This is a genomic window from Actinophytocola xanthii, assembly GCF_001921205.1.
In the GTDB taxonomy this organism is placed as follows: Bacteria; Actinomycetota; Actinomycetes; order Mycobacteriales; family Pseudonocardiaceae; genus Actinophytocola; species Actinophytocola xanthii.
In genome coordinates this window covers 1-12,263 of the sequence record NZ_MSIE01000031.1, presented here as the reverse complement: position 1 = coordinate 12,263, position 12,263 = coordinate 1, and the positions used below count along the sequence as shown (strand labels likewise).

Sequence of the window (12,263 nt, the reverse complement as noted above, 5' to 3'; positions counted from 1 at the left end):
AATCCCGGAATTATCCGAAAGCCGCGAAGCGGACGGTAGGTGCGCGTCAAACCCCGCCTCAACCACCGCTGGAGCAGTCCACCCGTTCGGCCTAACATTTCAGGTCCGAAATTGTCAGTCAGGGAAATGTCCGGGGGACCGTTCACGAAAAATGCAAAAAGGTACGGGCGCCTCAGTCGCCGGTGGGGCGTATCCCGTTCCGCTCGACCATCAGCATGATCGTGCGCCGGGGCGCGACGGGGCGGTGCCGAACGCCCTTCGGCACGGTGACGCCCTGCCCGGCGCGCAGCTCGACGCTGCGGTCCTCCAGCTCGATCACCAGCTCGCCGTCGACGACGAAGAAGAACTCGTCCTCCTCGTCGTGGCTGTGCCAGTGGAACTCGCCCTGGACCACGCCGAGCCGGACCACCGACTCGTTGACCGAGCACAGCGTCTGGTTGTGCCAGGGCTCGGTCACCGCGTCGGCGAGGGCGTGCACGTCCACCCGTTCCAGCGCGCCGAACCGGACGTCGGTGGTGATCGAGTACTCGGTCACGAGGAGGCCTCCGCTTCCGCGATGCGCTCCAGGCGCGGCTGCGCCAGGGCGAGGTAGTCGCCGGTGGCCAGCGCGACCGAACGGTCGAGCCGGGCGGCGTTGAAGTAGAGTTCGGGTTGGGCGGCCAGCTCGGGGTCCATGACGAGCTCGAGCTCGGGGTGCCAGGCGAAGGGCAGGATGGTCCCGCTGACCGAGCCCGCCAGCCGCTCCGCGACCTCCCGCGAGGCGAAGCCCGCGTAGCTGCCGCCGAGCAGGCGCTTGAGGCCGCCCAGGTCGACCCGCCGGTTGCCGGGCACCACGGCCAGCACGTGCCGGGTCGTCTTCTTGCCCAGCTTGACCATGACGATCACGCACTTCGCGGCCTGCTCGGTGCCGTGGCCGCGCAGGGCGCTGACCGCCTCCGTGCGCCCTTCCGGTGGGTGGTCGATGACCCGGTAGTCAGCCCCCTTCGCGTCCAGCAGCTCGATCAACCGGTCGTGGGCATCACTCATGCGTTCTCCTTGCTCACAGCTCGGCCAGCAGGCCGCGGACCTCGGCGATCCGGCGTTCGTCGCGGCGGTAGAACACCCACTGCTTGATCCGCCTGCCCTGGATCAGCCCGGCCTGGGAGAGGACCTTCAGGTGCTCCCCCGCGCTCGGCTGGCTCATCCCGAGCTTCTCGGCGATGAACAACGCGCAGACCCCGTCCTGCTCCAGGTCCCCGTCCACCTGTGGCGGGAAGTGCCGGGTCGGGTCCTTGAGCCAGTCGAGGATGTGCAGCCGCCGGTCGTTGGCCAGGGCCTTGAGCACGTCCACCGGAATCACTTAGGCAGTTTCCTTATTTCCTAAGTTCCTGTCAAGCCCCGTGCCACGTGCTCCAGGCGGTGCGCCGCAGCGGCTCGGCGATGCCCGCGGCGACCTCGTCCTCGGTCTCGGCCTCCGGCCTGTCGCACCACACGTGCAGCTTGGTCCCGACCCTGGCGTGGCCGAGCCCTGGCGGGAGGACGTGCCCGCCGTCGAAGACGGCCGCGTGCCAGCCACGCTGGTCCGGGCGCAGGTCGCCGAGGACGTAGTACAGCGCGGAGAAGCTCGAGTTGAACAACTCGTACCCGGCGGCGGCCAGCTGGGCGGGGGCGGCTGGGCGGGGGGCGGCCCACGGCCCGGTTGCTGGCCGTCGCCGCCGACGGCGGGGTGGCCTGGGCCGTCGGTTCCTCGACGACCGGCGGGGCGGTGAACCGCCGACCGCTCGCGTTCCGACTGGGCACGAGGACCGGGACCCTGGAGCCGACACCCGCGGAGCACGGCCAGCTGGACGGCGTGGCCGTGGTCCGGGGCGAGGTCTGGGCGGTGGGCCACCGGTTCGCCGACGCCGCCCCCTACGGGCTGCGCCGCCGCGCGGACGCTGGGTGCCCCTGCCGACACCGACCGAGCCGGGAGCGGCCCTGACCGCGGTCACCGCGGCTCCGGGTCGGGTGTGGACAGTGGGCACCATGGACGGACCGGTGCCGGGGCTCCCGGTGCCGCTCGCCGCCGTGTCGGTGCGGCAGGTCAGAACGGCAGCTTGCTCCGGCCCTTGCGGCCGGCGCCGGCGCTCTTGCCCATGGCCTTCTGGGACTTGGAGAACGGCTTGCTCAGCCAGTGGCCGAGCTTGCCGGGAGCCTTGCCCGCCACCCGACCACCCAGCCCGGCGCTCTTCTGGGCGCCGCGCTGGGGGTGGCGCGACAGCTTCGGAACGACAAAGGCCAGGACGACCAGGAGAACACACACTCCGATGACAATCCCGACGACCATGGATCTCACTCCCTCAACGATGGCTTGACGGTGAGGGAGTACCCCGGTCAGGTGAAGATCATGTGTGGTGGGTGAGGTTTTCGGGTTCGGGCTCCTCGTGGGCTTGCGCGGGTCTCGAGCTCCTTGTGGGCTTGCGGGGGGTCTCGGACCGTTGTCGGGTCGCCCGGCCGTGGTTGGGGGCCGTGTCAGGTCACCGGCTGTGGTCAGCTGCCATTGTCGGGTCGCCGGCTGTGGTCGGGGGCCGTGTCAGGTCACCGGCCGTGGTTGGGGGCCGTCGTCGGGTCGCCACTCCCGGTTCACGTGCTCACCACGTTCCCGCTGTGTTTATTGGTCGCTCCCGCGACTGCGCTCAGACACCGTCTTCCCTCGTCGCGTCCTCGGCGCTGGCGCGCCTGCGGGCGCTCCTCAGTCCAGACGGTGTCCGCTCCGTCGCTCCCGCTCCGGGGTCCAGACACTGTCCGCTCCGTCGCTCCGCTCCTACTAGTACCTCCGCCTTGGCCAGTAGTTCGGCGTATTCGGCGGTGGGGTCGCTGTCCCAGGTGACCCCGCCGCCGGTGCCGTAGGTGGCGAGGCCGGTCGCCCTGTCCACCAGCACCGTTCGGATGGCGACGTTGAAGCGGGCCCGCACGGGCGTGCCCGGTGGCGCGACCACCCCGACCGAACCGCAGTAGATTCCGCGGGGGCCGTCCTCCAGGTCGCGGATCAGGGCCATGGTCCGGGGTTTCGGGGCGCCGGTGACCGAGCCGCAGGGGAACAGTGATCGGAACAGCTCGGCCAGGCCCACCTCGGGGCGCAGGCGGGCGATGATCTCCGAGGTGAGCTGGTGCACGGTCTCGTACCGCTCCACCCGGCACAGGGAGGTCACCGCGACGCTGCCGGTCTCCGCCACCCTGGCCAGGTCGTTGCGGACCAGGTCGACGATCATCACGTTCTCGGCGCGTTCCTTGGGGCTGGTCCGCAGGCGTTCGACGGCCGCGGCGTCCTGCTCGGGGTCGCCGACGCGCCGGGCGGTGCCCTTCATCGGTCGCATCCGCACGTCCCGGTCGGCGACCTCGACGAACAGCTCGGGGCTCGCGCTGGCGATCGCGAACCGGCCCAGGTCCAGGTACGCGTTGTACGCACCACCCTGGGCCAGCGCCAGGTCCGCGTAGAACGCGGCCAGGTCACCGGCCGCCGGCGCGGTCAGCCGGGTGGTCAGGTTGCACTGGTAGGTCTCCCCCGCGGCGATGTGCCGCCGGACCGCCTCGACCTGCTGGCGATGCCGTTCGGGCCCCCAGGCGAGCGACCACTCGCCGAACCGGTAGCTCCGCGGGTCGGCCGGCCGAACGCAGGGAACCGCCCGGGGCGGCGGGCACACCCCGAACCAGGCCACCGGCAGGCCGTCCACCGGCTCGTGCACGGGCAGGCTCGCGTCCAGCCCCGCCGCCGCCTCGTAGGCGAGGAACCCGAAGGCCCACCAGCCGTCGGCGGTGGCCCGGCCGAGCTCGTCCAGTACCGGCACGACCTGCTCCGGCCGCTCGGCGAGGAGCTCGAACGCGGTCTCGCCGAACTCCAGGGCCTCGCCGGCCCGGAGATCGTCGAACCGCGCCCACGCCGTCGGTGACCTCATGGGACGCCTCAGTCCCCCGGCGTCGGCAGCGGCATGCCCCGATCCTGCCAGACCACCGGGCCGCCGACCCCCTAGGGGAAACCGGCTTTTCCCAGCCTGAACGTCCCGTCCGGCCTCCTCACCCGATCTCGCCGACCACGGGGAGGCCGGCCGGCAGCCGGCCGGTCGCGGCGTGCACCGCCCCGGCGAGGGCGGCGGCGGAGGGCGGGTAGGACAGCTCCCCCGCACCGCCCGGCTCGGCGCTCGAGGGCACCAGGACGACCTCGACCCGCGGCGCGCGGTCGATGCGCAGCCAGGCGTAGTCCCGGAAGCTCGACTGCACGACCGCTCCCTGGCGCACGGTGATCTGCGCACCGAGCACAGTGGACACGGCATCGGCGACGCCGCCCTGGACCTGTGCCTCCAGCCCGCTCGGGTTCACCACCACGCCGACGTCCACCGCGACGACCACCCGGACCGCGCGGGGTCGCTCGCCCGAGCAGTCGACCTCGGCGACGACCGCCACCGCCGACCCGTAGTCGTCGAGACAGGCCACCCCCGCACCGTGGCCGGCCGGCAGGGTCGCACCCCACCCGAACGCGCTCGCCGCCGCCTCCAGGCAGGCGAGCAGCCGGGGCTCTCCGGCCAGCAGGTCCCGGCGCAGCGCCACCTGGTCCAGCCCGCCGCGCACCGCGAGCGCGGTCAGGAACATCTCCTCGGCGACGACGACCTGTCCGGCGTAGACCGACCGCCAGAACCCGGTGCGCAGGGGGGCCGGAAGCACCCGGGCGGTCACGGTCCCGGGCACGGCGTAGCGGAACCGGTCGCCGTTCTGCACGATCAGCTCCGGGCGACCGAAGAACGGCGCCACGGTCAGCGGCCAGGTGGCGAAGGCGTGGTGGCGCCAGACCGGCATCCCGCGCTCGTCGAGCACGGCGTGCAGGGTGTGCGCCGAGGCCGGGCGCATCGACCCGTGCCGGGTGTCGTCGTCGCGGGACCACATCACCTTGACCGGCCGTCGCGCCAGCGCGGAGAGCCGGATCGCCTCCTCGGTCACGTCGGTCTCCGAGCGACGGCCGAACCCGCCGCCGCCCAGCGGTATCTCCACCCGCACCCGGGACACGTCGATCCCGGTCAGCTCCGCGGCCTGCTGCTGGACGCCCTCGGGGAACTGGGTCGGCACCCACACGTGGACCGCGTCGTCCGTGACGTGCGCGGTCGCGTTGATCGGCTCCATGCAGGCGTGGGCGAGCATCGGCATCCGGAAGCTCGCCGAGAACGGCGTTCCCGGCGGTGCCTCGGGCGCTGCCGGCACGGCCTCGGCGAGCTCGTCCAACCAGTCCGCGCTGGAGGCCGTCGGGTCGCCGCCGGCCCAGGTCACCGCGAGCCGTTCCCGGCCGCGCAGGGCGGCCGCCGTGTGCCTGGCCAGCACCGCGACCCCCGAGGGGAGCCGCTCGACGGCCACCACGTCCGGCACGGCCAGCGCCGCCGCGGCGTCGACCTGTTCCGCGCTCGCGCCGATCAGCGGCGGTCGGGCCACGACCGCCACCAGCCCGTCCGGCCGCGCGACGTCCATGCCGTACCGGGCCCGACCGGTGACCACGTCGGCGTTGTCGACGCGCCGCCGCCTCCTGCCGATGATCTTCCACTCGTCCCGGGGGACCAGCGTGACCGGGACCGTGGCCGGGTCGAGCGCGGCCGCGTCGGCGAGCAACCGGCCGTAGGGCAGCATCCCGCTGCGGGGGTGGACCACCCGGCCGTCGACCGCGCGGCACTCCGCGTCCGGCACGCCCCAGCGCAGCGCCGCGGCCCGAACCAGCAGCACCCGACCGGTCGCGCCGGCCCGGCGCAGCGGGGTGAACAGGAAGCGGACCGAGGTGGACCCGGCGGTCATCTGGCCGCCGTAGCGCGGGTCCGCCTCCGCGGTACGCACGCGCACCGCGGCGAACGGCACCGCGAGCTCCTCGGCGACCAGCATCGCGAGCGAGGTGCGCACGCCCTGGCCGATGTCGGTCCGCGGGACGGTGACCTCGACCCGGCCGTCCCGTTCGACCCGCACGAAGGCGTTGGGGGCGAACTCCCCGCCGGTCCCGGACGCTCCCGGCGCCGCGGTCCCGGTGCGCGCGTCGGCCGCGGCCTCCGGGACGACCGCCAGGACCAGCGCCGCACCACCGGTCGCGGACAGGAACACGCGCCGGTTCATGCTGGCGGTCACCGGTCGCCTCCCTCGCGCCGCAGCTGCGCCGCGCGGTGGACCGCGGCCCTGATCCTCGGGTAGGTGCCGCACCGGCAGACGTTGTCCCGCAGTGCCGCGTCGATGTCGGCGTCGGTCGGGTCGGGCGTGTGCCGCAGCAGGGCCGCGGCCGACATCATCTGGCCGGCCTGGCAGTAGCCGCACTGGGGTACGTCGAGCTCGGCCCACGCCCGCTGCACCGGGTGCGAGCCGTCCGGCGACAGGCCCTCGACCGTCGTGATCTCCCGCCGGCCGACGTCGCCGACCGGTGTCGTGCAGGGTCGGAACGGCGCGCCGTCGAGCAGGCTCGTGCACGCACCGCAGGCACCGACACCGCAGCCGTACTTGGGTCCGAGGACGCCGAGCCCGTCCCGTAACGCCCACAGGGTCGGCGTGTCCGCCGGAAGGTCGACGTGTCGGGTCGAGCCGTTGACGCGGATCCTCATCTGGCGACCTCCGCACTGCGCCGGCGCACGGGACAAACGGATTCGGCGAAACTTTCGGAGAAATATCCGGTAGAACACTTCAAACTAGGCCGCCCCCGGCCGCGGGGTCAAGGATTCGGATGCCCGGCGCGGACGTTCGGATTCGGTCGCTGCCAACGACAAACCGGGCAACGGGCACGAGGGGGCTCCTGGGGTGGTCGACACATTCGTCGGGCGTGGTCGTGAGCTGGCGCTGCTGGCCGGGGTACGGGGTCGCGCCGTACGGGGACGGCGTCAGCTCGTCGTGGTGACCGGCGCCGCGGGCATCGGCAAGACGTGGTTCTGCGAGCAGGCCTCGCTCGAGGCCGAGCGGGACGGGTTCGAGGTGGTGTGGGGCCGGTGCTGGCCGCACGGCGGCGGCGCGGCCCTGTGGCCGTGGCCGGCGGTGCTGCCCGCCCTGGTCGGGCCCGAGGACGCCCGGCTGCTGGTGGCCGACTCCGGCCGCGGCCAGGTGGACCCGGAGCGGTTCGCCCGCTTCGCCGCCGTGGCCGTGCTTCTCACCGAGGTGCGCCGGGAGACGCCGACGATGATCGTCATCGACGACGTCCACCAGGCCGACGAGAGCTCGCTGCTGCTGACCCGGTTCCTGGCCGGGGCGCTCGACCGCCTCCCGCTGGTGATCGTGCTGGTCCGGCGGAGCTCGCCGGCCGACGGCGGCGGGCAGGGCGAGGCGCTGCTGGGCGAGCTGGCGCGCGGGGCCACGACGATCCCGTTGCGGCCCTTCGACGTGCACGAGGCGAGTGCGCTGCTCGCCGCGCACGGCCAGGCCGCCGCCGAACCCGACCTCGCCGCAACGTTGCTGCGGGTGACCGGCGGCAGCCCGCTCTACCTCGCCAGGGCCATCGAGCGCGGCTGGACGGGAACGGGCGCGGCCACCCTCGAGCAGGCGATCAGCGACGCCCTCGGCAGGCTGGAGCCGTCCCACCGCACGGTCCTGGCGGTGGCCGCGCTGCTGGGCCCGGACGGGGTGGTCAGCGAGATCGCGGACCTGGCCGAGGAGGCACCGTCGCTGGTCCTCGACGCGCTCGCGGCCGCGACCGAGGTCGGGCTGGTGGAGGCCGCCGCGGCCGGCTGGCGCCTGCACGACCTCGTGCGGCAGGCCGCGCTGTCCGGCCTCGACACCGCACGTCTGCTCGAGGTGCACGCGCGAGCGGCGGCGCTGCTCGCCGACACCGGCCGCCCCGAACGGGTCGCCCACCACGCCCTCGCCGCGGCCGTCCGCTCCGCGGCCGACGCCGAGCGGGCGATCGCCGCCTGCCGCGGTGCCGCCGCGGCGCTGCGCACCGGCTACGCCTACGAGGAGGCGGCCGACCTGCTCGGCCGGGCGGTCGCGCTCGCCGAGCACCGCGCGGACCTCCCGGTGCTGGCCGCGGTCCTCGTCGAGCGGGCGGAGGCCGTGCTCGCGAGCGGCCGGCTGACCGACGCGCGGGTCGCGTTCGAGGCCGCGACCGAGGCCGCGGAGCGGGTCGGCGACCCCGTGCTGCTCGCGCGGGCGGTGCTCGGGCTGGGTGGCGTCTGGGTGCACGAGCACCGGAACGCGGCGGTCCGCGAGCGGGTGCTCGCCCGGCAACGCGCGGCGCTGCACGCGTTGCCGGCACGGGAGCGCTCGCTGCGCTGCCGGCTCGCCGTCCGCCTCGCCGCCGAGGCGGTGTACGAGGGCGGACCGGTCGAACCGGTCCTGGACGCCCTCGCCGGCACCAGGGCGATCGGCGATCCGCACGCCCTCGCCGAGGCGCTGTCGCTGACCCACCACGCGATGCTCGGACCGGAGTACGGCGCCATGCGGCTGCCGCTGGCCGAGGAGCAGATCGCGGTGGCCTCGGCGGCCGGCGACGGAATCCTGGCGCTGTTCGGCCTGCTGTGGCGGACGACCGACCTCTACCTGCTCGGCGACCCGGACGCGGACCGGTCGCTGAACGAGCTCCGCCAGCGCTCGGCGGCGATGAGCGTGGCGACCGTCGACTTCATCGTCGCGTGCGCGGACGTCATGCGGCTGATCCGGGCCGGGCGGCTCGCGGAGGCTGAGGAGGCCGCCGGGCCCTGCCTCCAGCAGGGGCTCGAGGTCGGCGACGCCGACGCGACCGGCTACTACGGAGCCCAGCTGCTGGCCGTCCGGTGGTTCCAGGGCCGCGACGCCGAGCTCGCCGAGCTGGTCGGGAACACGCTCACCTCGGCGAGCCTGGCGGTGGTGGAGTACGGCTTCCGGGTCTCGGTGGTGATGGTGCTCGCGCGGGGGGGACGACTGGACGAGGCCAGGGCCGCGTTGGCCCCCTTGCGGGACACCGGGCTGGCGGCCCTGCCCACCTCCAGTACCTGGCTCACGGCGATGGTCGGTGTCGTCGAGTCCGCCTGGCTGCTCGGCGATCCCGCGCTCGCGGAGGAGGCGGCCGAGCTGGTGCGGCCGTTCGCCGACCTGCCGGTGATGCCCTCGCTCGCGGTGAGCTGCTTCGGGTCGGCCGCCCGAGCACTGGGTCGGTCCGCCCTGGTCAACGGCGACCCCGCCGACGCGGTGCGGCACTTCGAGGCCGCCGTCGCCGCGAACCTGCGCCTGCGCCACCGACCGGCCACGATGCTCAGCCGCGCCGAGCTCGCCGAGGCGCTGGTCGCCCGGGCAGGACCGGGCGACCTCGAACGCGCCCGCGGCGAGCGCGCCGAGCTGCGCCGCGCTGTGACGGCAGGCGAGCCGGTCTCCGACGACATCGTCGCCCGGCTCGTCCTCCCGCTGGTCGACAGGGCGGTCCCGGAATGGCGAGCCTTGCTGGACGCACTCCTCGCGCTTCCCGAGCTGACCGGCCCGGTCGGGTACTCGGGAGGGGTGATCGCGATCGGGCTGCGACTGGCGGCGGTCGAGCCGCGGATCGCGGCCGCCCTTCTGTTCGCCGGGAGCTTCGTGCCCCGCGCCATGGTCGAGGAGGCCAGGCAGGTCACCGTTCCGCTCCAGGTCCTGCTTCAGTGGGACGACGAGGGGAACGACCGGCAGCTGGCCCTGGAGCTGTTCGACGCCTTCGGCTCCCGGGAGAAGACGCTGCACGCCAACCTGGGCGGGCACACCGGCGTCCCGCCGTTCGAGGCGGACGACGCGAACCGGTTCTTCGCCCGGCACCTGACGTGACGCCATCTAGACACGGTATACCGGCAGGGGGTATAAATCTCTGTCATGACCTCAACGTCGAGCACCCGCAGGTTTGTCCTTCACTACCTCGAGATGGTCGTAGCGATGCTGGTCGGCATGCTCGCCCTCGGCCCGCTCTGGCGGCTGGGCTTCGCCGCGTTCGACGCTTCGTCCACAATGGACAGACCGGACGTGATGGCGATGTCGATGGCCACGAGTATGGCCGTCGCGATGTCGCTGTGGATGTGGCTGCGCGGACACGGGGCGGCGTCGATCACCGAGATGGCACTCGCGATGTACCTGCCGTTCGCGGTCCTGCTGGTCCCGCTGTGGCTCGGCCTGCTGTCGGTGGGCGGCCTGATGACGCTCGGGCACGTCGCGATGCTCGGCACGATGCTGCTGGCCATGCTCCGCCGCCGCGACGAGTACACCGGCCACCACCGCCACCACCACCGCTGGTCGCGGCGCGCGGTCAGCGAGCCCGCGGCCGAGGCGGCCTGACGCCGGCGGCCTCCGCGTCGGCCGCGCGCTCCTGCGCCTCGAGCAGCTCCTCGCCGTGCTCGAGGACCCACTCCCCCAGGGCGCGCATCGGCCCCTCGACCAGGCTGGCACCGAGCGGGGTGAGCCGGTACTCCACCCGCGGTGGCGCCGCACGGTAGCCGCGGCGCTCGACCAGCCCGTTGGCGAGCAGCCGGCGCAGGGTCTGGGTCAACACCTTGTCGCTGAGCCCGCCCACGGCGTCGAGCAGCTCCGAGCGGCGCCGTGGGCCGGTGCGCAGCCCGGCCAGGACGACCGGGTCCCAGGTGTGCGCGAACAGCTCGGTCGCCGCCCGCAGGCGACAGTCCACGAGCAAACCACCGCAGGTACCAGCACGGTCCACTCTGTACTCCTTCGTCGGACGGCCATCTTCGCAGGCCCGTTTCCTACCGATCGGTCGGCATCGGCCCACCTACTGTTGCCGGCGTCGTCCACCCCTGAGGAGGAGTACGCATGCGGATCGGAATCCTGGGCACCGGAACACTGGCGGCTGGACTGGGCACGGTGTGGACCCGGGCCGGACACGAGGTCCTGGTCGGCGGCCGGTCGGCGGAGAGGGCCGCGGCCGCCGCCGCTCGAATGGGCGGGCCGGCCCGCGCCGTCACCCCGGCCGAGGCGGTCGACGGACGGGACGCGGTGCTGGTGGCCGTGACCTGGCCGGCGGCGCGGGACATCCTGCACACGGCCGGGGCCGACACAGGATCGCTCGCCGGTGTTCCGCTGGTCGACCCGACCAACGCCGTCGAGCACGGCGTCGGCGAGCTGCTCACCGCCGACGGCCTCTCCGCCGCGGAGCACCTCGCCGGTTGGGCGCCCGGTGCCCACGTGGTGAAGGCGTTCCACCTGTTCCCCGCCACGCGGTGGGGCGAGGACGGGGAGCCGGTCACGGTCCCGCTGGCCGGCGACGACGAGAACGCGCTGCGGGTCACCGCGGAGCTGGTCCGCGACGCGGGCGCCCGGCCGGCGGTGCTCGGCCCGCTGCGCCGTGCGCGTCAGCTGGAGGAGGTGGCCGGCTTCGTCATCGGGCTCGCGTTCTCCGGTGTCGACCCCAACGCGGCGATCCCCCGCCTGCCCACCCCCGCCGGCAGCTGAGCCACACGCGCGGGTCCTCCGCGCGGACGACGGACGATGTCCGCCGCGCAGCCGATGTGCGGGGCGCCGGGACGGGCGAGGATCGGGTGGGCCGGGGGGACGAGCCCTCGGCCCAAACCCGAAGGGGTGTCGTCATGGGGGCGATAACGAGGCGTGTTGGCGCCGTGGTCCTGGTCGCGGCGCTCGCCGGCGCACTCGGCGGCGGGGAGGTCGCCGCCGCAGTGCCCGAGCGCGAGGAACTGCGGGCCGCGATGGCCGAGCTGACCCGGTCCGGCGCGGCCGGCGTACAGGTACGGATCCACGACGAACAGGGAACCTGGACCGGCTCCGCCGGCGTCCGCGAGCTACACGGCGGGAAGGTCCCCACCAACGGCCGGTTCCGGGCGGCCAGCATCACCAAGATGTTCGTGTCCACAGTGGTCCTACAACTCGTCGACGAAGGCAAGGTCGTCCTCGACGACCCCGTCGACGACTACCTACCCGAGTTCGGACTCGACCGCCGCATCACGGTGCGGATGATGTTGCAGCACACGACCGGCATCTTCAACTACACCGGTGAACCCAACCCGGACGGCACCGTCGAGGCCGGAATTCCGTGGCAGGGCAAGCAGTTCGAGCGCGAGCGGTTCCGCACCTACTCGCCAGAGGAGCTGGTGGAGCTCGCCCTCGCCAAGCCGGCCAGGTTCGAACCCGGCACGGCCTGGCGCTACTCCAACACCAACTACATCCTCGCGGGCCTGCTCATCGAGCGCGTCACCGGCACCCCCCACGCCACCCAGGTACGGCACCGGATCCTCGCACCGCTGCGGCTGCACGACACCATCCTGCCCGGCACCCGCACCGGCATCCCCGGCCCGCACGCCCACGGCTACTACGCCTACCAGCACCAGGGCCGGCTGCGCGTGCTCGAC

At 73.7% G+C, this 12,263-nt stretch carries 13 protein-coding genes and 2 pseudogenes; 6 read left to right on the top strand and 9 right to left on the bottom strand.

All coding sequences use genetic code 11. The features are described 5' to 3' along the window. Positions 1–172 precede the first annotated feature (172 nt). From BU204_RS17600 to BU204_RS17585, 4 genes are read right to left on the bottom strand one after another with little or no spacing between them, the layout of a single operon-like run. On the bottom strand, positions 173–535 hold the full coding sequence (locus BU204_RS17600; protein WP_075126779.1) for a cupin domain-containing protein: 363 nt from the start codon (positions 533–535) through the stop codon (positions 173–175). Beyond that, positions 532–1,026: a YbaK/EbsC family protein gene (locus BU204_RS17595; RefSeq protein WP_075126778.1), complete on the bottom strand. Its 495-nt coding sequence runs from the start codon at positions 1,024–1,026 to the stop codon at positions 532–534. Before BU204_RS17595 ends, BU204_RS17600 begins: the two co-directional genes overlap by 4 nt. Positions 1,027–1,039: 13 nt before the next feature. Further along, entirely contained in the window at positions 1,040–1,339 is a 300-nt protein-coding gene (locus BU204_RS17590) for an ArsR/SmtB family transcription factor (RefSeq protein ID WP_233160387.1), read from the bottom strand. 31 nt (positions 1,340–1,370) lie between these two features. Then, the gene (locus BU204_RS17585) at positions 1,371–1,616 is read right to left on the bottom strand and encodes a hypothetical protein (RefSeq protein WP_075126777.1); all 246 of its coding nucleotides are present in this window, start codon (positions 1,614–1,616) and stop codon (positions 1,371–1,373) included. 62 nt (positions 1,617–1,678) lie between these two features. Between BU204_RS17585 and BU204_RS17580 the strand changes: the two genes are divergently transcribed. After that, on the top strand, positions 1,679–1,960 hold the full coding sequence (locus BU204_RS17580) for a hypothetical protein (protein WP_143229564.1): 282 nt from the start codon (positions 1,679–1,681) through the stop codon (positions 1,958–1,960). A 102-nt stretch (positions 1,961–2,062) separates the two neighbouring features. Here the strand turns inward: BU204_RS17580 and BU204_RS17575 are convergent, their stop codons facing one another. From BU204_RS17575 to BU204_RS17560, 4 genes are all read right to left on the bottom strand, one after another. Continuing rightward, positions 2,063–2,305, bottom strand: a complete 243-nt coding sequence (locus BU204_RS17575) for a DUF6411 family protein (protein ID WP_075126775.1) — start codon at positions 2,303–2,305, stop codon at positions 2,063–2,065. Positions 2,306–2,654: 349 nt separating this feature from the next. Beyond that, complete coding sequence (pabB, locus tag BU204_RS17570) at positions 2,655–3,914, bottom strand: aminodeoxychorismate synthase component I (RefSeq protein ID WP_083661395.1); 1,260 nt, start codon at positions 3,912–3,914, stop codon at positions 2,655–2,657. Between the two features lie 118 nt (positions 3,915–4,032). Next, positions 4,033–6,108 (bottom strand): xanthine dehydrogenase family protein molybdopterin-binding subunit, encoded by a 2,076-nt coding sequence (locus BU204_RS17565; RefSeq protein ID WP_083661394.1) that lies wholly within the window; start codon positions 6,106–6,108, stop codon positions 4,033–4,035. Further along, positions 6,105–6,572 (bottom strand): (2Fe-2S)-binding protein, encoded by a 468-nt coding sequence (locus BU204_RS17560; RefSeq protein ID WP_075126774.1) that lies wholly within the window; start codon positions 6,570–6,572, stop codon positions 6,105–6,107. The genes BU204_RS17565 and BU204_RS17560 overlap by 4 nt, the downstream gene beginning before the upstream one ends. A 193-nt stretch (positions 6,573–6,765) precedes the next feature. Here BU204_RS17560 and BU204_RS41350 point away from each other — a divergent pair. The 3 genes and pseudogenes from BU204_RS41350 to BU204_RS17545 all read left to right on the top strand — a co-directional run. Beyond that, positions 6,766–7,224, top strand: a pseudogene (locus tag BU204_RS41350) (ATP-binding protein); the annotation flags it as partial. A 2,028-nt stretch (positions 7,225–9,252) separates the two neighbouring features. Continuing rightward, positions 9,253–9,723, top strand: a pseudogene (locus BU204_RS41345) (alpha/beta hydrolase); the annotation flags it as partial. 93 nt (positions 9,724–9,816) lie between these two features. After that, positions 9,817–10,224 (top strand): hypothetical protein, encoded by a 408-nt coding sequence (locus BU204_RS17545; protein ID WP_233160386.1) that lies wholly within the window; start codon positions 9,817–9,819, stop codon positions 10,222–10,224. Here the strand turns inward: BU204_RS17545 and BU204_RS17540 are convergent. Continuing rightward, positions 10,196–10,603, bottom strand: a complete 408-nt coding sequence (locus tag BU204_RS17540; protein ID WP_075126772.1) for a winged helix-turn-helix transcriptional regulator — start codon at positions 10,601–10,603, stop codon at positions 10,196–10,198. The two genes, BU204_RS17545 and BU204_RS17540, sit on opposite strands and share 29 nt — an antisense overlap. A 110-nt stretch (positions 10,604–10,713) precedes the next feature. On the opposite strand from BU204_RS17540, the gene BU204_RS17535 reads away from it, so the two are divergent. Both BU204_RS17535 and BU204_RS17530 read left to right on the top strand, forming a co-directional pair. After that, complete coding sequence (locus tag BU204_RS17535; protein WP_075126771.1) at positions 10,714–11,352, top strand: NADPH-dependent F420 reductase; 639 nt, start codon at positions 10,714–10,716, stop codon at positions 11,350–11,352. A 134-nt stretch (positions 11,353–11,486) separates the two neighbouring features. Continuing rightward, a partial coding sequence (locus BU204_RS17530) for a serine hydrolase domain-containing protein (protein WP_143229563.1) occupies positions 11,487–12,263 on the top strand: 777 nt, incomplete at its 3' end.